Origin of the sequence: Streptomyces sp. NBC_01508, from assembly GCF_045040315.1 — a bacterium.
GTDB lineage: Bacteria > Actinomycetota > Actinomycetes > Streptomycetales > Streptomycetaceae > Streptomyces.
Genome location: NZ_CP109419.1, coordinates 3206849 through 3227621 on the forward strand (window position 1 = coordinate 3206849; position 20773 = coordinate 3227621).

Here is a 20773-nt window from a genome sequence, read left to right on the forward strand (position 1 = left end):
TACGAAGCGGAAAGCCTGCTGGCGCGGGGCGAGGTCCAGGAGGCCGCTGAACTGGGCCGCCGTTCCCTCACCCTCGCCACACGGATCGGCGCGTCGCGCTGCGTCCAGCAACTCCGGTACCTGTCCGGCAAGTTCGCGGCGTACGGCTCTGAACACGGAGTCGGACTCTTTCGGCACGACGTCTCCATGGCGAAGTGAAACCGGGCCGGATTCCGGGCGCCCTCACCCCTCCGCCATCACGTCCCGCCACGCCCCCCGCACCCCCGCCGCCACACCCGAAGCGCTCACCGGCGCCCCCCGTGCCGCCCCGCGCGCCGCCAGCCCGTGCAGATACGCGCCCGCCGACGCCGCGTCCCGCGCCGTGAGGCCCGCCGCGAGCAGGGAGCCCGTCAGGCCCGAGAGGACGTCGCCGCTGCCCGCCGTGGCCAGCCACGGGGTGCCGGTGGGGTTCACCCGGACGGGGAGCGAGGTGTCGGGGGAGGCGATCAGGGTCGTGGAGCCCTTCAGCAGGACCGTCGCGCCGTAGCGGGCGGCCAGTTCGCGTACGGACGCCAGCCGGGCCGATTCGACCTGCTCGCGGGGCACCTCCAGCAGCGCCGCCGCCTCCCCCGCGTGCGGGGTGAGCAGCGTCGGGGCCGTACGCCCCCGTACGGTGGCGGCGTCCAGCCCGCGCAGGCCGTCCGCGTCGATGAGGACGGGGACGTCGGAGGCCAGCGCGTCCCGTACGCCCGGCTCGTCACCCAGGCCGGGGCCGACCACCCACGCCTGGACGCGGCCCGCCTCGGCCGGCGGGCCGGTGTGGACCAGGACCTCGGGGAAGCGGGCGATCACCGCGTCCCCGGCGGAGCCGCCCACGTACCGCACCGCGCCCGCGCCGCCGTGCAGCGCGCCCGCCACCGCGAGCACCGCCGCGCCCGGATAGCGCGCCGAGCCGGCGACGACGCCGACGACGCCGCGCCGGTACTTGTCGCTCTCGCCCGTCGGCACCGGCAACAGCCTTGCCACGTCCGCGTGTTGGAGTGCTTCCAGTTCCGGCACCGAGGGCAGCACCGCGCCGAGCCCGATGTCGACGAGCCGTACGGCGCCCGCGTACTCGTGTGCCGGGTCGATCAGATGGGCCGGTTTGTACGTGCCGAAGGTGACGGTCGCGTCCGCCCGCAGCGCCTCCCCCACCACCTCGCCGCTGTCCGCCTCGACGCCGCTCGGCAGGTCGACGGCCACGACCACCGCGTCCGAACCGCGCGCCGCCCGCGCCACCGGCACCGCGTCGGGCCGCAGCCCGCCGCGCCCGCCGATGCCGGTGATGCCGTCCAGGACGAGATCGGCGGCGGCCAGTACGTCGAACGGGTCGTCCACGACCCGCCCGCCCGCGCCCAGCAGGGCCGCGAGCCCACCGGAATGCGCGCGCCCCGCCGCCGGCAGCACCGCCGAGACCCCGGCCCCCCGCCGGGCGAGGCGGGCCCCCGCGTACAGGGCGTCGCCGCCGTTGTCGCCGCTGCCGACGAGGAGGACGACCCGAGCGCCGTACACCCGCCCCCGCCGCCGCAGCAGATCCGCGCACGCGGCGGCCAGCCCCGCCGCCGCCCGCTGCATCAGTACGCCTTCGGGCAGCCGGTCCATCAGCTCCCGCTCGGCGGTCCGTACGGTCTCAACGCTGTACGCAGTACGCATGGCACCGAGTCTGCCGCAAACCGCGGGGCGTCACCCCTCCGCGATCACCACCGCCGACGCGATCCCCGCGTCATGGCTGAGCGACACATGCCAGGCCCGTACGCCCAGTTCCGCCGCCCGCGCCGCCACCGTCCCGCGTACGCGCAGCCGCGGCTGCCCGGTCTCCTCGACGTACACCTCGGCGTCCGTCCAGCGCAGCCCGCCCGGCGCGCCCAGCGCCTTCGCGAGCGCTTCCTTCGCCGCGAAGCGCGCCGCCAGTGAGGCGATACCGCGCCGTTCGCCGCCGGGCAGCAGCAACTCGCGCTGCGAGAAGAGCCGTTCGGCCATGGCCGGCGTGCGCTCCATGGACGCCGCGAAGCGTTCGATCTCCGCGACGTCGATCCCCACCCCGATGATCACCGCGTCGTTCCGCCTTTCACTCCACCGTCACGGACTTCGCCAGGTTCCTCGGCTGGTCCACCTCGTTGCCGCGCGCCGTCGCCAGCTCGCACGCGAAGACCTGCAACGGCACCGTCGAGACCAACGGCTGAAGGAGCGTCGGCGTCACCGGAATACGGATGAGATGGTCCGCGTACGGCACCACCGCCTCGTCCCCCTCCTCCGCGATCACGATCGTCCGCGCTCCCCGCGCCCGGATCTCCTGGATGTTCGACACGATCTTGTCGTGCAGCACCGAACGCCCGCGCGGCGAGGGTACGACGACCACCACCGGCACATCCTCCTCGATCAGCGCGATCGGCCCGTGCTTCAGCTCGCCCGCCGCGAAGCCCTCGGCGTGCATGTACGCCAGCTCCTTCAGCTTCAACGCGCCCTCCAGCGCCACCGGGTAGCCGACGTGCCGCCCCAGGAAGAGCACCGTCCGCTTGTCGGCGAGGGAGCGTGCCAGCGCCCGTACCGGCTCCATCGTCTCCAGTACGCGCTCGACCTCGTGGGAGATGCGCGACAGTTCGCGGATGACGGCACGGATCTCGTCGCCATACTTGGTGCCGCGCAGCTGCCCCAGATACAGCGCGACGAGATAGCAGGCCACGAGCTGTGTCAGGAACGCCTTCGTCGACGCCACCGCGACCTCGGGACCCGCGTGCGTGTAGAGGACGGCGTCCGACTCCCTGGGGATGGTCGAGCCGTTGGTGTTGCAGATGGCGAGGACCGTGGCGCCCTGGTCGCGGGCGTGCCGCAGCGCCATCAGCGTGTCCATCGTCTCGCCGGACTGCGAGATCGCGACGACGAGGGTACGGGTGTTCAGGATCGGGTCCCGGTAACGGAACTCGCTCGCCAGCTCCACCTCGCACGGGATCCGCGTCCAGTGCTCGATGGCGTACTTGGCGATCAGCCCGGCGTGGAAGGCGGTCCCGCACGCCACGATGACGACCTTGTCGGCCGCGCGCAGCACGCGCGAGGGAATGCGCAGGTCGTCCAGGGTCAGCGAACCCTCGGCGTTGATACGGCCGAGGAGGGTGTCGGCGACGGCCTTGGGCTGCTCGGCGATCTCCTTGAGCATGAAGTAGTCGTAGCCGCCCTTCTCGGCGGCCGACGCGTCCCAGTCGACGTGGTACGAACGCACGTCGGCGGGCGCGCCGTCGAAGTCCGTCACCGTCACACCGTCGCGGCGCAGCTCCACCACCTGGTCCTGGCCCAGCTCGATCGCGGAGCGCGTATGGGCGATGAAGGCGGCGACGTCGGAGGCGAGGAACGACTCGCCGTCGCCCACACCTACCACGAGCGGCGAGTTACGGCGCGCCCCCACGACCACGTCCGGCTCGTCCGCGTGCACGGCGACCAGCGTGAACGCGCCCTCCAGCCGCCCGCACACCTGCCGCATCGACGCGGCCAGCTCGCCGCGGGACGAGAACGCCTCGGCGAGCAGATGCGCCACGACCTCGGTGTCCGTCTCGGAGGAGAGGTCATGCCCGCGGCCGGTCAGCTCGGCGCGCAGGGCGGCGAAGTTCTCGATGATCCCGTTGTGGACGACGGCGACACGGCCCGCGTTGTCGACGTGCGGGTGGGCGTTGGCGTCGGTCGGACCGCCGTGGGTGGCCCATCTGGTGTGCCCGATACCGGTGGTGCCACTCGGCAACGGCCCCTCCACCAGCGCCTTCTCCAGATTGACGAGCTTGCCCGCCTTCTTGGCCGAGGCCAGTGACCCGTCGGCGAGGACGGCGACACCGGCCGAGTCGTAGCCCCGGTACTCAAGCCGCTTGAGACCGGCGATGACCACATCGAGCGCCGACTGTCCGCCGACATATCCCACGATTCCGCACATGGGCGGCAGCCTACGGCGGCCGGTCCCGAGGTCCCGGGAGCGCTCGCGGGCGACTTTCCGGCGGCGCGGACCGGCTGAGGCGAGGAGCTTGCACGCGGAATCTCTCCCGTGACAGCCTCTCAACTATGCGTGACAACGGGGGAGAGATATTGGGGTCTGGCCGCCCGTCGAGACTGACCGAGTTGATTGACTGGCCCGAGGCGGAGCGACCGACCGCGCCTCAGGACGTCGACTCGGCGCCCGGCCCGGTGTCGGTGGATGAATTGGCCGTCGCGCGGCGTGAGTTCGCTGTGCTGCTGGGTGAGTTTCGGCGTTCGGCGGTGTTGGTGCCGCTGGATGCCGAGGGGGATTTGTGGTCGGCGGAGCAGGGTGGGGTGCGTTGGGTTTGTGCGTTCTCGGACGAGGGGGCGTTGGCGCGGTTTGCGCGGGCGCGGGGGGATGCCGGGCGGGAGTGGGTGTACCGGGCGGTGTTGGGTGCGCGGTTGCTGGATGTGGTGGTGCCGTTGCTGCCGGGGCCTGCGGGGGTGGCTTTGGATGCGGGCAGTGAGGACGGCGGGGTGTTGTTCCCGCCGGTGGCGGGGATTGTGCCGGACGCGGTCGCGGTGGATGCCGGGGGGATGCGGTGAGCGGGGAGGGTCCGGGTCTTGAGGTGCCGCCGGCGGCGTTGGCCGCGATCGTGAAGGGGATTGATCTGGCGCATGCGGAGTTGAAGGATCTCGGCATGATCGGTGAGGCGTCGACGGGGCGTGGGTTTTCGGATCTTGCCTTGTCGGGGCTGGAGTTGGGGCACGGTGGGCTGGCGTCGGAGTTCGGGACGTTCTGCGACCGGTGGGAGTGGGGTGTGCGGGCGCTGACGCTGAAGGGGAACGGCTTCGCGCAGGGGGTGGGGTTGTCAGCGGGCTCGTACGCGGAGCAGGAGCAGTATGTGAAGGACTCGATCAAGATCGGTGTGAACTCCCTGAACGGCAATCCGCACCTGTCCGAGGACGAGGTCAAGCGTATGAGCTGGGACACGATCAGTACTCAGTCCGCGTTCGACAACCCGGACTTCAGCGCGGAGTCGATGGCCGAGGCCGACGCCGAGGTGAAGCAGACCTGGCAGAACACCATCTACGACGCGGAGGACTCCGCACTCGACTCCATGGAACACGGCGGACTCCTCGATCCGGAGATCCGGGCGGCGGTGGACGAGGAGCTGAAGGAGCGGTTCGACCCGTCGCGAGAGACGATTGATCAGGCCGAGCAGCCGCGGTAGGGGGAGAGTCGCTGATGACGGACTGGGGAAAGATCGGCGGCGACCTTGTCGACGGTGCCGGCAAGCTGGTCGACAAGGGCAAGGAACTTGTCGGTGAGGGCATCGACAAGGGAACCGATGTCGTCGGCTCGGGTCTGGAGAAGGTCGGAGCGGACGAGTGGGCGGACGCGGTCGAGGACTGGGGGGACGAGACCGCTTCCTCGCTCGGAGCGGAAGTCGGCGAGCAGCAGCTCGGGCAGAGTGGGGAAGCGAACGAGCTGATCCACGGCAGGCCGGAGAAGATCAGCGCGGCGGTGAAGAACCTCAGGGACTTCCAGAAGGCATTCGATCTCGTCGGCGGCGGGATGAAGAAGCTCGACTCCGGTCACTGGAAGGGTGAGGGCGCCGATGCCTTCCGGGTGAAGTTCGAGACGCTGCCGACCGACTGGCTGCGTGCGGCGGACTCGTTCGAGGCCGCGGCCACGGCGTTGGAGACGTATGCGCAGGCGGTCACCGGTGCGCAGGGCAAGGCCGGTGAGGCGATCGCCCTGTTCAAGGAAGGCAAGGCGGACTACGAGACAGCGGCGGCTGCGTTCAACAAGAAGGCCGACGCGTACAACGCGGCGCGCAACAGCGACGCTCCCCTTCCCCATCCGGGGGAGTTTTCCGATCCGGGTGCGGTGAAGCGTGGGCATGCGCGGGAGATCCTGGAGGGTGCCAGGCGGGCGCGTAACGACGCGGCCGAGGCGGCGAAGGCAGCGGTCACCGCCGCGATGGCGCACGCTCCGAAGGAACCCACCGGTCTGGACCGGGCGAAGCGGGAGTTCATGGACTTCGGGGTCGGGCAGAGTCTGGAGCTGACGCACTTCGCCGGCGGCATCGTCAAGGGCACCGCGGGGTTGCTGAACTTCGTCCGCTCGGTCAACCCGACGGACGCGTACAACCTGACCCACCCGGCCGAGTACAACAAGGGCGTCAACACGACGCTCGCCGGCCTCGTCTCCACCGTCGCCAACCCGGACAGGGCCCTGAAGAACGCCTTGGACTCCGCCAAGGGCGACCCCTCGGAATTCCTCGGCCGGCTCGTCCCCGAACTGGCCGGCACCAAGGGCGGCGGCCTGATCAAAGGCGGCCTGCGGCACGGGGCGACCGATGGGGCCGAGAGCGCCGCGCGCAGGGGTGTCGACGATCCGGCGAAGTCGTCCCGGCCCAACGAGGCGGTGGAGAACGGGCCGTCCGATCCGGTCGACATGGCTACCGGAACGATGTATCTGCCGCAGACGGACATCGCTCTGCCGGGCACTCTTCCTTTGGTGTTCCGCCGCAGGGTCGCCTCCGACTACCGCGCGGGGCGGTGGTTCGGACCGTCCTGGTCGTCCACCGCCGACCAGCGCCTGGAGATCGACTCCGAAGGGATCGTCTTCGTCTGCGAGGACGGCTTGTTGCTGTCCTACCCACACCCCGCGCCGGGTGTACCGGTCATGCCCAGCCACGGCCCACGCCGGCCCCTCGACCTGGACACCGCCGGGGACTACACGATCACCGATCCGGACACCGGCAGGGTCTGGCGTTTCACCGGCCACAGCGCGAATCTCGCGCTCCTGGCACAGATCGACGACCGCAACGGCAACTGGATCACCTTCGAGTACGACGACGGGGGCGCTCCGACGGACATCGTCCACGGCGCCGGATACCACCTCAAGCTCAGCACACACGAGGGCAGGATCACCGCACTGCGTCTGGTCGGCGCCGCCCCGGACGGCACCGACCAGAAAATCCTCCGCTACCACTACACCGACGGCCACCTCACCGAGGTCATCAACTCCTCAGGACTCCCGCTCCAGTTCGCGTACGACGACCACGGGCGGGTCACATCCTGGACCGACACCAACAACAGCCGGTACGACTACGCCTACGACGATCAGGACCGGTGCACAGCCGAAGGCGGCGCCGCAGGGCACATGGCCCTGCGCCTGGACTACGAGAGCACCGATCCCGAGAGCGGGATGCGCGTCACCACCGTCACCAGCAGCAGCGGAGCAGTCCACCGCTACGTCATCAACGACAGCTACCAGGTGGTCGCCGAGATCGATCCACTGGGTGCGACCACCCGCTTCGAACACGACCGCTACAACCGGCTCCTCTCCCGAACCGACCCACTCGGGCGCACCACACGCTTCGAATACGACGACGCGGGCCATCTCACTTCCGTCATTTGGCCGGACGGACGCGAAGCCACTGCCGCGTACAACGAACTCGGCCTGCCCGTAAGGGTGACGCGCCCGGACCGGACGTCGGTGCGCCAGACGTTCGACAAGCGGGGCAACCGCACCTCGGTCACCGACGGGTCCGGCTCCACCATGCGGTATACATACGATGAAGCAGGCCGCGCGACTTCGGTCACCGACTCAGCGGGCCACACCACACGCATCCGGTGCGATGAGGCAGGCCTGCCCATCGAGATCACCGATCCGCTGGAAGCGGTCGCGCGCTGCGAAAGGGACGCCTTCGGCCGGGCGGTTGCCCTCACCGATGCGCTCGGTGCCACAACGCGCTTGGAATGGACGGCAGAAGGCAAGCTGGCCCGCCGCATCGAGCCGGACGGCAGTGAGCAATCGTGGATGTACGACGGCGAGGGCAACCGCGTCAGCCACACCGACGCCATGGGTGCGGTGTCCCGCTTCGAGTACACCCACTTCGACCTCATGACAGCCCGTACCGGCCCCGACAAGGTGCGCTACGAGTTCAAGCACGACACCGAGCTACGCCTACTCAACGTGCTCAACCCTCAGGGTCTGACCTGGGACTACACATATGACGCGGCAGGCCACCTCGTATCGGAAACCGACTTCGACGGCCGCACCCTCGCCTACGACTACGACCCGGCAGGCCGCCTCACCGCGCGCACCGACTCGCTGGGCCGGACCGTCCGCTACGAGCGGGACGAACAGGACCGAGTCGTCGCCAAGGACGCCGACGGAACCGTCACCACGTTCGCCTACGACTTCGCCGGCCAACTGGCCCAAGCGGAAGGCCCGGACGCGACTGTCACCTACCTTCACGACCGCTTCGGACGCCTCAGGTCCGAGACGGTCAACGGGCGCACGCTCACCTACGATCACGACTCACTGGGCCGCCGCATCCGCCGGACGACCCCATCCGGCGCGGTGAGCACCTGGGCCTACGACGCGTCAGGACGCCGAGCCGCACTCACCACCTCCGGCCGCACACTCACCTTCGAACACGACGCCGTGGGCAACGAACTGACCCGGCATATCGGCGACACCATCACCCTCACCAGCCAGTGGGACACGACCGGCCGCCTCACCGGCCAGTCCCTGCACGGCCCGAGCGCAGGTCTCCTCCAGCACCGCGCCTACAACTACCGGGCGGACGGGCACCTCACCGACATAGACGACCACCTCGCCGGCACCCGCCACTTCGACCTCGACCCGGCAGGCCGCGTCACCGCCGTCCAGGCCGCGAACTGGACGGAGCACTACACCTACGACGAAGCGGGTAACCAGACCACCGCCTCCTGGCCCTCCACCCACCCCGGTGCGGACGCCACCGGCCCACGCGTCTACGCCGGAACCCGCCTCACCCGAGCCGGCAACGTCCGCTACGAACACGACGCGCTCGGTCGCATCACCCTCCGCCAAAAGACTCGCCTTTCCCGCAAGCCCGACACCTGGCGCTACACCTGGGACGCCGAAGACCACCTCACCTCGGTCACCACCCCCAACGGCACACTTTGGCGCTACCTCTACGACCCACTCGGCCGCCGCACAGCAAAGCAGCGCCTCGCTGCGGACGGCACCACCGTCGAGGAACAGGTGAACTTCACCTGGGACGGCACGACTCTCTGCGAGCAGACCACCACATCAGCGGAGCTGCCGGATCCGGTCACCCTCACCTGGGACCACCAGGGCCTGCACCCCATCGCCCAGACCGAGCGCATTACCGCCGCGCACGCACCACAAGAAATAGTCGACCAGCGATTCCTCAGCATCATCACCGACCTCGTCGGCACCCCCACAGAACTCGTGGACGAACAGGGCGGCATAGCCTGGCACACCCGCACCACCCTCTGGGGTACCACCACCTGGAACTCCTCAAGCAGCGCCTATACCCCCCTCCGATTCCCCGGCCAATACTTCGATCCCGAAACCGGGCTCCACTACAACTACTTCCGCCACTACGACCCCGAAACCGCCCGCTACCTCACCCCCGACCCCCTCGGCCTCACCCCGGCACCCAATCCCGCAACCTATGTCGAAAATCCACACAGCCAAGTAGACCGTTTCGGCCTGAATCCATGTCCCGGCAGAAGCGACTCAAATCAGCGATCCGGCACGGCCCCGAGCTTCGTGGCTGAAGCTTCTGGAACTCTTCAAGACGTCCGCAAGCTGGGACGCCCGGACAATCAGTTTGTATACAGCGGCCATGGCGGAATACAAGCAGGCGACGGTATGCCTGTCATCGTCCCGGAGGGGACGAGTATTTCCATGTACTCGCGTCACGGTGAACCAATTTCCGACTGGCTCGGAAATCAAATAGAAACAGGAACAAAACACGCAAATCCGCTTGAGATTTATGGGCCTGGAGAGAAGCTCCCAGATTACACACTTTACCCTCCGGACACATTGAGCATCCTAGGGCTACCGAGAAACCTTACCGTGGACAACCCTTACTATCTCTCCCAACTAATACAAGAAAACATGGGAATGGTACACTGGGCCGCCTGCCGATCCGTCGTCGAGTAATATCGAATAATGGTGAATTTTTGTGACTCACTACGAGGATCTCACTCCTTACTCCTACCTCCAGGAGGAAATCCCGAGATCTTCACCAGCTCTCAATGTCGGCTGGCTGGAGAGTGGAATTGAATTTCGAGTCGGCGAGACGTCCGAAGAATTCAAGAGAAGTCTCATTCGAATCATCCGAAGCCACCCCCGCGCAAGAACGCGAGGGTGGCATTCTTGCACACTTCCTCACGATGTTCGCATTCCGTATCCCTGCGTGATCGAAATGGACAATCAAAAAATCTCACTCGGCTCCGCCGAGGTGCGCGTCATTGATTCAGACGGTCGGATCCTTATAGCTCCAAATCTTGTATACCACTACGTAATCGACCACCATTATCTCCCTCCTGAAGAATTCATCGAAGCAGTAATCCAGGAAAATTGCTTCCCGGAAATCGTCGGAACGTAACCTCGATCCATAGACAGGGATTTCAAGTGATCTCCTGAGCGAGTTCGCGAGGTGAGGCATTGTGCGCGATCGAGCTGACGGAATTCGACGGCGGCCCGGACTCGTCCTCGCGGAGACGCTCACGCTGCCTGATCCAGAGGTCTCTGGAAGAGGACCCGGAGGAAGAGGACGCGGGCCTGATCGGCCATCAGAAGCCTTACTGCGTCTGCCGAATGAAATGAACTGGATGATGACGCCCGCCCGTCTGATCCGGGGATCCGGACCGTACGCTCGCGACTTCATTGAAGCGATGGCCGACATCACTACGACTGTTCAAGACTTCTACACAGCAGCAGCCGAAGATCTCGAAAGGATCCTCCCGACCCTGGCAGCGATCCCAAGGTAGTGGGACGACCACTCCGCCCCACTGCTCCGTGCGATACGGCTTTGTCACCGGAAGCCTCTGGTGGCGGCCACCTCGACCGCTTTCAATGGGTGACCGTGACGATGACCGCGACGCTACGCGCCTTGATCACCCTGCCGCGCGTACTCCGCCACGGGGCCGCCGTCGGCGCGCACCTGCCCCCCGACGCGGCCGTCGTCCTCGACCCGCCGACGCCCGGGCTGCGCGCCGCGCTCACCGCGGCGTACGCGGGCGACCACACCCCGGCCAGGGACCTGCTCGCGGCGACCCGCGTCGGCGCCGAGTGGAAACGGCGCGGCGGCTACGTGCCGAGGCTGGCCGAGAGCGCGCTGCACAACCCCGGCTGGCTGGACGCGTGGCTCGCCGAGTCGCCGCGGGATCCGGACGCCGTACTGGTGAAGGCCGAGCACCGCGTCCAGCAGGCGTGGGAGATACGGACGGGCGCCCGCGCGAGCGGCGTCTCGCGCGATCAGTTCCAGGCGTTCTTCGCGCTGCTCGACGACGCGGTGCCGGTGATCGGCGCGGCGGCCGAGCTGAACCCCACCGACCCGGTGCCGTGGCAGGTCGCGCTCACGCACGCGCGGGGCAGCCAGGCGCCGCGCGAGGTCTTCGACGCGTACTGGGCGGAGGCGACCGCCCGCGCGCCGCACCATTACGGCTGCCATCTCTCGGCGCTCCAGTACCTGTGCGACAAGTGGTACGGCTCGCACCAGGAGATGTTCGACTTCGCCGAGCGCGCGGCGGAGCACGCCCTGCCGGGCTCGAAGCTGCACGCGCTGCCGCTGCTGGCTGCCGTCGAGTACGACGTGGTGAGCACCGGCACGCCGGCGAAGGCCGACCGGATCGACCGGTCGCGGATCGACGCGGCGCTGGAACGGGCGCTGGAGCGGTCGGGCGCGTATCCGCATGGCGATCCGGAGGTGGCCGGGATCCGCAACCATCTGGCGCTGATGCTGGTGCTGGCGGACCGGCCGGGGGAGGCGCTGGAGGAGTTCCGGGCGGTGGGGGCGCACGCGACGGAGATTCCGTGGGCGTATCTCGGGGACGCGCGGGACGAGTTCCTGGAGTACCGGGCGGGGGTGCGGATCCGGGTGGCGGGGCAGGTGCCGTTCTTCTCACGGCCGGAGCTGCCGGCGAAGGCCGCCATGTACCAGGCGGAGGCCGAGGCCGAGCCTTCGGCCGAGCCCGTCTCCGCGACCCGCGTCTCCTCCCCCGCCTCCCCTGACTCTTCCACCACCCCGCACGGCCTCGCGCTGGTCGGGGCCCCACCGCAGACCGTCGCCAAAGCCGCCCTGCTCTGCGGTATCCCGCTGCTCATAGCCCCGGTGCCGGGGCGGTCCTCGTCCTCGTACGTCGAACTCGCCGCCGACCCCCAACCCGGCGTACGCGCCACACTCCTCGGCACGGACCGGCTCGTGTCCGCCGCCGACAACTTCACGACCGGCGAACCCTGGCCCGCGCTGATCCTGCGGCGGACCGGCGACCGTTACGGCTTCACGCTGCTCCAGCGGGGCAAGATGGTCGCCGACCACGACTGGGACCCCGCGGGTCCTGTCCCCGACCACGCCACCGTCACGGCCACGGCCACCACCCTGGCCACGGCGTACGGCGTCTCCGACCTCCGCCCGCTCAGCAACCTCCTGCGCGGCTCGGACACCCCGGCCGACCGCCAGTCCGCCCTGCTCACCGCCCTCCGGCTGCCCCCGCTCCCGCCCGGCTTCGGCACCCGCGACGAAGTACTCACCACCGTCGCCGGCACCCAGATCCTGGCCCGCCGCGGCCTCTTCACGGGCATCGCGCACGCCTTCGCGGCCGACCCGGCCGCCAGTCCGACGCTGCCGCGCCGACCGCGCTGGTGGGTGCTGCGCGTCGCCGCGCTGCTGCTGTTCGTGCCGGTCATGGCGTACGCGTGGTGGTCACCGGACATCGGGTGGTTCCGGGCGTCGCTGTCGACGGTCGCGACGTGCTACATCGCGGGCCAACTGGCGAGCGCGTGGCGACAGCGACGGCGGAGGCGGGGGCGGGGGCGGGTCGCCACGGACTGACGGCTCGTGGTGGTGCGGGCTGTACCCCGGAGACGGGGGCGTGCTCTCTCGGCCGGTCGCGTCCTCGTCCCTAGCGTTCTCAGTGGCTCGTAGGAACCACTGAGAGGCGGGGCTGTCGGTGTTCGGCAGAGATTCGTACGACGGCGCGGCGCGTACGCACGCACACGCACACGCGCACGCACTTGTGCTGGAAGGCGTGAGCCGGGCGTACGCGAACGGCGTACGCGCCCTGGGGCCCGTCGACCTCGTCGTGCCGCGCGGGCGGTTCCTCGCGGTGATGGGGCGCTCGGGGTCCGGCAAGTCCACGCTGCTCCAGTGCGCCGCCGGTCTCGACCGGCCCACGGGCGGGACGGTCCGGATCGCGGGCACGGATCCGGCCGGGCTCAAGGAGGCCGCGTTGACGCGGCTGCGGCGCGAACGCATCGGTTTCGTCTTCCAGACGCACAATCTCGTGCCGTCGCTGACCGTCGCGGAGAACGTGGCGCTGCCCCTGCTGCTCGCGGGCGGGCACGTTCCGGACACGCGGATACGGGAGGCGCTGGCCGTCGTCGGACTGGCCGGGCGCGCGGCGGACACACCGGGGCGGCTGTCCGGCGGGCAGCAGCAGCGGGTCGCCGTCGCCCGCGCGCTGGTGACGGCCCCGGAGATCGTCTTCGCCGACGAACCGACCGGCGCGCTCGACCCGTTGACGGCGGGGGGCGTGCTGGCCCTGCTGCGGAACACGGTGGACCACGAGGGCCGCACCGTCGTGATGGTCACCCACGATCCGGCTGCGGCGGCGTGGGCGGACAGCGTGCTGTTCCTCGCCGACGGGCGGATCACCGACACGCTCGACGCACCGGACGCCGGGACGGTGCTGGGCGTGATGCGCGGACTGCGGGACCGCGAGCAGGAGCGCGAGCAGGGGGTGGCGGCGTGACACACCCTCCGGTGGTGGCCCTGCTGGCCGCCCGTGGCGCGCGTACGAACCGCCGTGCGTGGGCCGCCGTCTTCGCGGCCCTGACGCTCTGCTCCCTGCTCCTGGGGGCGCTCGGCCTGGCCGTGGGCTCGGCGGCGCTGGGCCACGCGCGGGTGGAGCGGTACGCGCAGGCCGATGTGGTGGTGGCGGGCGCCCAGAGCACCCGGTACACGGCGAAGCCGTGGGGCAGCGAGTCGCGGACGGTGCGCGCCGGGCTGACCGAGCGGGTACGGGTGCCGGCGCGCGCCCTGGACGTCGTACGGAAGGTGCCGGGCGTGCGCGCGGCCATCGCGGACCTGGCCTTCCCGGTGACGGTGCGGGGCGCGCGGGTGACCGGCCGTCCGTGGGAGGCCACCCGCCTGGCATCCGCGTCCACTTCCGCGTCCGCGTCCGCGTCCGCACGGCTGTCGGCGGGCCAAGTACCCACCGGGGCGCGGGAGATCGTGGTCGGGGACGGGATTGCGCGGGTCGGGGACCGGCTGGAGGTGACGTACGCGAACGGCTCGGCGAACGGCCCCGCGAACCGCCCCGCGAACGGATCCACCACGACGTACACGGTCACCGGAGTCACCGGAGTCACCGCCGAGGCACGCACACCCGACAGCCGCCCCTCCGTGTACTTCTCCCGCGCCGAGGCCCACCGCCTGGCCGGTCGCCCCGGCGAGATCGACGCCATCGGCGTCCTCGGCGACAGCGGCGTACCGGACGACGTCCTGCACGCACGCGTACGCCACGCGGTGGACGCCGCCGGGCTGCGTGACACCTCCGCACCGCACCGCGCGGACGGCGATCCGGCGGCCCTGCGCGTGCTGACCGGCGACGGGCGCGGCGAGGCGGAGTTCCTGGCCGCCGCGCCCGCGCGGACGCCGTTGCTCCAAGTGCTGGCCTCGCTCGCCTCCGTCGTCGTGCTCGTCGGCGTCCTCGTCGTGACGTCGACCGTGTCGCAGGCGCTGCGCCAGCGCGCCCGGGAACTCGCGCTGCTGCGCGCCGTCGGCGCCACACCCTGGCAGCTGCGGCGCGCCGTCGGCCGCGAGGTCCGGCGGATCGCGGTCCTGGCGGCGGCAGTTGGGGCGGTGGGCGCGGTGCCCGCGTATCTGGCGCTGCGCGGCCTGTTGGCCCGGCGCGACGCGCTCCCGGCGGGCCTGGAGCTGCCGTTCCCGCCGTGGCTGGCCGCCGCGCCCCTCGTGACGGCGGCTCTGACGGTGCTCATCGCCTGGCTCACCGCGCTCGGCTGCTGCGCGCGGGCGGCGAGGACCCGCCCCGCCGAGGCGCTGCGGGAGGAGGAGCCGGGGCGGGCGCGGCAGATCGCGGGCTGTGTGCTGCTCGGCATCGGGGCGGCGTCGGCAGGGGCCGGCGCGCTCCAGCAGGGCGCCGCTGCCGCCGCCGCTGCCTCGGCGGCCGCCCTGACGATGGTGATCGGCTGCGCGCTGCTCGGGCCGTGGCTCGCGCGGGGCGCGATGCGGGTACTGGGCGCGCCCCTGCGGCGGCTCGGCGTGGGCGGTCGCCTGGCGGCGGCGGCCGGTACGGCGAACGCGACGCGACTGGGCGCCGCCATCACCCCCGTCGTCCTGGTCACGGCCTTCGTGGTCGTGCAGTTGGGCGGCGGCGCGACGCTCGGGCACGAGGCGCAGGCGCAGGCACGGGGCGCGGGGCGGGCGGATCTCGCGGTGTCGGTGGGCGCGGGGACCGCGCCGTACGACGCCGTCGAACGGATCCGCCGGCTCCCCGGCGTCACGGCGGCCACCGCCGTCGCCCACGGGACCGTCGTCCTGGCGGGCAAGGAGCTGGGCGAGCCCCGCCTCGAACGCCTGCCCGTCCTCGGCGTCACACCCCGCCAACTCGCCCGGACGATCGACCCGGACGTACGGGAGGGCACGACGGACGGCCTGCGGCCGGGCACGGTCGCGGTCGGCGCGGACCGGGCGCGGACGCTCGGCGTACGGCCCGGCGACCACATACGCCTCCGCTTCGGGGACGGCACCGAGGCGCGGCTGCGCGTCGTCGCGACATACGAACGGGCGCTGGCGCTGGGCGACTTCCTGCTCTCGTACGAGGAGCTGACCGGCCACATGTCGGCGCCGCCGGCGCTCCGCGTCCTCACCACGCTCGCGCCGGGCGCGTCGGGCACGCCCGGCTCTTCGGCCGCCCGCGTCACCACGTCGCTGAAGGCGGCGCTCCCGGGCGCGCGGGTGGAGCGTGATCCCGCACCGGAGCTGGTCCGGGCGGAGGATCAGGCGCTGGGTGACGTACTCACGGGGGTGGTCGTGGCGACCATCGGGGGCTTCACCGTCATCGCCGTACTGAGCACCCTGGCCCTGATCTCCGTGGGGCGCGGCCCCGAACTGCGCCAACTGCGCCTGGCCGGCGCCGACCGCCGCCGGCTGCGCCGCATGCTCTGGCTGGAGTCGGCGGCCACGGCGACGGCGGGCCTGTTCCTGGGCGTGGCGACGGCGGCGCTGCCGCTGTCCGCGTTCGCGTTGTCGGCGGCGGGGAGGCTGCCGTGGCTGCCGCCGGGGCAGGCGGTGCTGATCGTGGCGGTGGTGGCCGCGACGACGACGTCGGCGACGCTGCTCCCGACGCGCGGGGCGCTGCGGGGCCGGTACCCGGCGGTGTCCTCAACCGCCGGACGGGCTCAATAGGCCCGCCCGCCGAATCAAGCCCGTTCCCGCCACGTAAGAACACCCCGCCCGCCACAGTCAAGCCCGTCCGGCGATTGAGGACGAACCGGCCGCCGGACGGACCCGGCCCGCGCCCACCCACCCACCCGGCCCGCACCCACCCCGCACCGCACCGCCCCACTCGGCCCCCAACCACTGGCGCCCGACTCCCCTGCTAACTGCCCCGGTTCACATACGCCAGGACGGCCCGCACCCGCCGGTGCCCGCTGTCGCTCGCCGGCAGCCCCAGCTTCGCGAACACGTTCCCGATGTGCTTGCCCACCGCCCGGTCGGACACCACCAGCGCCGCCGCGATGCTCGTGTTGTCCTGCCCCTCGGCCATCAGCTTCAGCACCTCCAGCTCCCGGGGCGTCAGCGAGTCGATCGGATCGTCGTGCCGCCGCGTCAGCAGCTCGGTCACCACCTCGGGGTCGAGCGCCGTACCGCCCGCCACGACCCGCTCCAGCGCTTCGAGGAACGCGTCCACGCGGCCGATCCGGTCCTTCAGCAGATAGCCGACGCCGCTCGCGCCGCCGCCCAGCAGTTCGGCCGCGTACGTCTCCTCGACGTACTGGGACAGCACCAGCACCGGCAGTCCGGGGATCGCCTCGCGTGCGGCGAGCGCGGCGCGCAGCCCCTCGTCGCGGAAGCCGGGCGGCATCCGTACGTCGAGCACCGCCACGTCCGGCCGGTGCTCCAGCAACGCGGGCAGGATCTCCGGTCCTGTCACGGCTACGCCGACGACTTCGTGCCCCGCCGAGGTCAGCAGGAGGACCAGGCCCTCTCTCAGGAGGGCGTTGTCCTCCGCGATCACTACGCGCACTGCGACTCCAAGACCTGCTCAGGGGTTCGGGATCTCCACGTCCACCACGGTGGGACCGCCGGCGGGGCTGCTCACCCGCACCGTCCCGTCCAGCGCGGCGATCCGGCGCCGGATCCCCAGCAGGCCCGTTCCGCCTCGCTCGTCGGCGCCGCCCCGCCCTTCGTCCCGTACGCCGATACGCAGGACACCCGGTCCCCGTGCGAGTTCGACGGTAGCGCGCTCGGCGCCGCTGTGTTTCGCCGCGTTGGTCAGGGCTTCGGCGACGACGAAGTAGGCGGCGGCCTCGACGGCGGCGGGCGCGCGTGGCCCGTCCGCGCCTTCGGCGACGTCCACGACCACCTGGAGCCCACTGGCGGCGGCGAGCGCCCGTACGGCTCCGACGAGCCCCCGGTCGGTGAGGATCGGCGGGTGGATGCCGCGTACGACGTGCCGCAACTCACCCAACGCCGCCTCGACCTGGTCCTGCGCGTCGTCCAACAGCGCCCTGCCGCGCGTGGGATCGGCGTCGTACGCGCGCCGCGCCAGCCCGATGCGCATGGACAGGGAGACGAGTCTGGCCTGGGTGCCGTCGTGCAAGTCCCGTTCGATACGGCGCAGTTCGGCACCGTGGGCGGCGACCGCGCCGGCGCGCGTGACGGTCAGTTCTTCGACCCGTTCGGCGAGACGTCCGCCGGGGGCGGGAGTGAGGAGCCGGCGCGACAGGCCGGCACCCCGGTCGACCATGCGGGTCAGCAGGGGCAGTACGGCGGGGCGCCCGCCCGCCATGTACAGCACCCCGTCGACGACCACCCCGACGACGCACAACGGCATGGCCACCAGCCAGCCGCCCGTGCCGTACAGGAAGTACAGCCCCAGCCAGCGCAGCTCGCGGGGCGTCGCGGGGTCGCCCACGGCGGTGCGCACACGCTCACGCAGCCCCCCGGTCAGCGGCTCGTACGCCTCCGGCACCACCTCCCCGGTCCAGTCCCGCACCCGCCGGCGCTCGACACCGGCGAAGCGCCGCATCAGCACCACGCTCTCGGGCAGCACACCGGCACCGACGACGAGGAGGGTCAGCACGGCCGTGAAGAGCAGCAGGGGCAGAAACATCAGCGCCACCAGGGCCAGCCCGAACGTCACGAGCAGTTGCCCCAAGGCCGCCCCGGCACTCCGCAGTGTCTCGCGCATCACCCCAGGCTACGAGCCCCACCGCCGCCGCACGACGGTGCGGCCACCCCCTCGGTGGTACAGCGCACCGCACCACGGATCCGGGACACCGCCCTCCTCCCCGACGCCCCCGCCCACGGCATCGTGGTGCCCACCACCGGGAAAACCCCCTCACCCTTACGGAGAAACCGTTGAAGCCGCTGCTCTGGTTCGTACTCGTCATCGCCCTCGCCGCGAACGTCTTCGCCAGCGTGTCCTCGGAATCCTCGCACCGCGTCCTGGTGAACGTCCTGTCGGGCGTCGTGGTCCTGGCGTCGGGCACGGCCCTGTTCGCCCTCCGCCGCCGCACCTGACCGCCCCGGCCGGCTCAGAGGTCGGAGACGGCCATCCACAGCTCTACATCGGACACGACCAGCCGCCCCGGCCGCTGCTCGGCGGTGTCCGGGACGACCGCGCGCACCACGGGCCGCTCACCCTTCTCCACGGTCACCTTCGTACCGTCGAACTTCGGTGCCTCGTCGCTGACGACGGACCTCAGCTTGGCTTCCAGCCGCTCGGCCGTCTCGTCGTCCTTGACAACGAAACACAGCACCTCGGTGTTCTTCGCGGCCGAGGTCGCCCGCTGACCGGCGACGGCCAGCCGCACCGGGTCGCCGGACTCAAGGCGGCTGAAGTCCGCGCGGTAGACGTCGCCCAGGCACTCGGCAGCGCGCCGGTAGTCCTTGTTGTCGGCGAGGGAGGAACCCTTCTTCGAGTCGAAGCCCTTGGAAGAGTAGGAAATCTCGTCCTCCGAGACCTGGAACGCCATCCCCGACTTCCCGGAGTCCGTCCACACCTCGCCGCCGCCATCCCCTTCACTCTTCTTATAGCCCTCAGCCTCCAGCGACTTGGCGATGGCCTTCGCGTCGAACGCCCCCTCCCAGTGACCCGCCTCGTCGGTGTCGACCGAGGTGTCGATCTGCGTCACCTTCAGGCTCTCCCCCCACGGAGCCGCCCCGTACGAGTTGAGCAAGGCCCCACCGGGCTGCGCGACGAGGTTGAACCGCTCCGAGCCCGCCTTGCTCAACTCCCGTACGGCGGCGGCATCGAGATAGGCAACTTGCCTGTCCTCGCTGCCGCCGCCCAGAGCCGCAAGCCCACCGAGCAACGGCGACCCACCAACCCCCTCGCCGGAGTCGGACGAACAACCGGTGACGGCAAGCAGAAGGACACCACTGAGAGCGACGGCCCCGAGGACGGACCCGCGAGCTGATATGCGCATGACGAAGAAGGCTATACCGACGCCGCTTGCCCCCGCGCTCGGCCCTGCGCTCAGCCCTGGTCCGGGTCCGGCCAACGTGCCGCAGCGTGCCGGAGTTCGTCCTGGTCGGGCAGGAGGTCGGCAATCCGCGCCCAGATAGTCTTGGCGTCCACGCGGACGAGCCTGAAGGCGCTCGCCGGAGAGATCCGCTCCTCGGGCACGGGCTCGCTCGGCAACTCCCGCAGCCAGTAGCCGAGGGGTCCGCAGTCCCAGACGGCGAAGGAGCGCGTCTGCGCTCCGCCCCGGTCCTCGGGGTGGGCCTTCCAGGCCGAGGTCAGACGCCAGCTCGACCGGAGTTCGGAGATCAGCTCGGCGACGAGCGACAGCACCGGCTCGGCGAGGCCGCCGCCCGTCTCCAGGCCCTGCCGGATCACCTCGCGCTCATCGGCGGCGGACCGTACGGGGCCCTCACGTTCCAGCACGGAGAGACCCGCCTCGACGGTGCCGATGGTCGTCTCGACAACGGAGACAGCCGCGTCGCGCCCGGCCGGGGACTGCTGGAGGTTCACCATCTCGGCGAGTTTCCACACCAGCGTCTTCGGCTCGACGCAGGCGTACTCAGCCTCGCTCACGCCCGGCTATGACTGATGCCGGTCTCCAACTGCTTCTTCAACTCGACGAACTGGTCGTGCGCGTTACGCAGCAGTGTCGCGGTCGCCTTCGCCTGAGTCTGGGCGGCCTGGTACTCGTACCGGGTGGCCGCGAAGTTCAAGGAGGCAGCGTCCGCGCTCTCCCCCTGCCAGACATCACCGAGGGTGACTTTCTGGACACTGTCCCGATAGCGCTTCTCGACCTTTTCGAATTCCCCCGCCTTCGACTTCCACATGTCGGCGGCGGCGGAGAGCTTTCCGAATTCGGTGCCCCGGCCCACCGGCCACCGGCGATCAGTTGCGTGCCACGCTCCTCGAAAGCCTGGGGTTGCCCTTCTCACCGAGGCTCACCCTCTCGCCGTGCGTCACGGGGAAACTGGACGACGCTTGTCCGCTGCACCGATCTCGCGCCACCAAGTTTTCATGACGCGGTCTCCTCTGCGCTTCCAGCACCAGGACACATTCCGGG

The 20773-nt window shown here is 70.7% G+C and carries 15 protein-coding genes; 7 read left to right on the top strand and 8 right to left on the bottom strand.

What is annotated here, in order from left to right; translation table 11 throughout:
* Positions 1–222: 222 nt before the first annotated feature.
* From OG700_RS14600 to glmS, 3 genes are read right to left on the bottom strand one after another with little or no spacing between them, the layout of a single operon-like run.
* On the bottom strand, positions 223–1671 hold the full coding sequence (locus OG700_RS14600; RefSeq protein WP_405613587.1) for an NAD(P)H-hydrate dehydratase: 1449 nt from the start codon (positions 1669–1671) through the stop codon (positions 223–225).
* Between the two features lie 30 nt (positions 1672–1701).
* Entirely contained in the window at positions 1702–2070 is a 369-nt protein-coding gene (locus OG700_RS14605; protein WP_405613589.1) for a holo-ACP synthase, read from the bottom strand.
* Positions 2071–2086: 16 nt separating this feature from the next.
* A complete protein-coding gene (glmS, locus tag OG700_RS14610; protein WP_405613591.1) occupies positions 2087–3934 on the bottom strand; it encodes a glutamine--fructose-6-phosphate transaminase (isomerizing) in 1848 nt (615 codons plus the stop codon).
* 125 nt (positions 3935–4059) lie between these two features.
* On the opposite strand from glmS, the gene OG700_RS14615 reads away from it, so the two are divergent.
* From OG700_RS14615 to OG700_RS14640, 6 genes are all read left to right on the top strand, one after another.
* Positions 4060–4560 carry an SseB family protein gene (locus OG700_RS14615; protein ID WP_405613593.1) on the top strand — a complete coding sequence of 167 codons (501 nt, stop codon included), beginning with the start codon at positions 4060–4062 and terminating at the stop codon, positions 4558–4560.
* On the top strand, positions 4557–5189 hold the full coding sequence (locus OG700_RS14620; RefSeq protein WP_405613595.1) for a hypothetical protein: 633 nt from the start codon (positions 4557–4559) through the stop codon (positions 5187–5189). Before OG700_RS14615 ends, OG700_RS14620 begins: the two co-directional genes overlap by 4 nt.
* 14 nt (positions 5190–5203) lie before the next feature.
* Positions 5204–9934, top strand: coding sequence for a putative T7SS-secreted protein (locus OG700_RS14625; RefSeq protein WP_405613597.1), 4731 nt, complete (start codon positions 5204–5206; stop codon positions 9932–9934).
* A gap of 934 nt (positions 9935–10868) precedes the next feature.
* Positions 10869–12830 carry a hypothetical protein gene (locus tag OG700_RS14630; protein ID WP_405621712.1) on the top strand — a complete coding sequence of 654 codons (1962 nt, stop codon included), beginning with the start codon at positions 10869–10871 and terminating at the stop codon, positions 12828–12830.
* A 118-nt stretch (positions 12831–12948) separates the two neighbouring features.
* The gene (locus OG700_RS14635; protein WP_405613599.1) at positions 12949–13749 is read left to right on the top strand and encodes an ABC transporter ATP-binding protein; all 801 of its coding nucleotides are present in this window, start codon (positions 12949–12951) and stop codon (positions 13747–13749) included.
* On the top strand, positions 13746–16427 hold the full coding sequence (locus OG700_RS14640; RefSeq protein WP_405613601.1) for an FtsX-like permease family protein: 2682 nt from the start codon (positions 13746–13748) through the stop codon (positions 16425–16427). The genes OG700_RS14635 and OG700_RS14640 overlap by 4 nt, the downstream gene beginning before the upstream one ends.
* 193 nt (positions 16428–16620) lie before the next feature.
* Here the strand turns inward: OG700_RS14640 and OG700_RS14645 are convergent, their stop codons facing one another.
* Together OG700_RS14645 and OG700_RS14650 are read right to left on the bottom strand one after the other, a co-directional pair.
* Positions 16621–17268 carry a LuxR C-terminal-related transcriptional regulator gene (locus OG700_RS14645; protein WP_405613603.1) on the bottom strand — a complete coding sequence of 216 codons (648 nt, stop codon included), beginning with the start codon at positions 17266–17268 and terminating at the stop codon, positions 16621–16623.
* A gap of 18 nt (positions 17269–17286) precedes the next feature.
* Entirely contained in the window at positions 17287–18435 is a 1149-nt protein-coding gene (locus OG700_RS14650; protein WP_405613605.1) for a sensor histidine kinase, read from the bottom strand.
* 170 nt (positions 18436–18605) lie between these two features.
* Between OG700_RS14650 and OG700_RS14655 the strand changes: the two genes are divergently transcribed.
* Complete coding sequence (locus OG700_RS14655) at positions 18606–18767, top strand: hypothetical protein (protein WP_405613607.1); 162 nt, start codon at positions 18606–18608, stop codon at positions 18765–18767.
* Between the two features lie 14 nt (positions 18768–18781).
* Here OG700_RS14655 and OG700_RS14660 read toward each other — a convergent pair whose 3' ends face one another.
* The 3 genes from OG700_RS14660 to OG700_RS14670 are packed head-to-tail and all read right to left on the bottom strand — an operon-like array spanning position 18782 to position 20585.
* Positions 18782–19675: a hypothetical protein gene (locus OG700_RS14660; RefSeq protein WP_405613609.1), complete on the bottom strand. Its 894-nt coding sequence runs from the start codon at positions 19673–19675 to the stop codon at positions 18782–18784.
* 50 nt (positions 19676–19725) lie between these two features.
* Complete coding sequence (locus OG700_RS14665) at positions 19726–20286, bottom strand: hypothetical protein (RefSeq protein ID WP_405613611.1); 561 nt, start codon at positions 20284–20286, stop codon at positions 19726–19728.
* On the bottom strand, positions 20283–20585 hold the full coding sequence (locus OG700_RS14670; RefSeq protein WP_405613613.1) for a hypothetical protein: 303 nt from the start codon (positions 20583–20585) through the stop codon (positions 20283–20285). The genes OG700_RS14665 and OG700_RS14670 overlap by 4 nt, the downstream gene beginning before the upstream one ends.
* Positions 20586–20773: the final 188 nt, after the last annotated feature.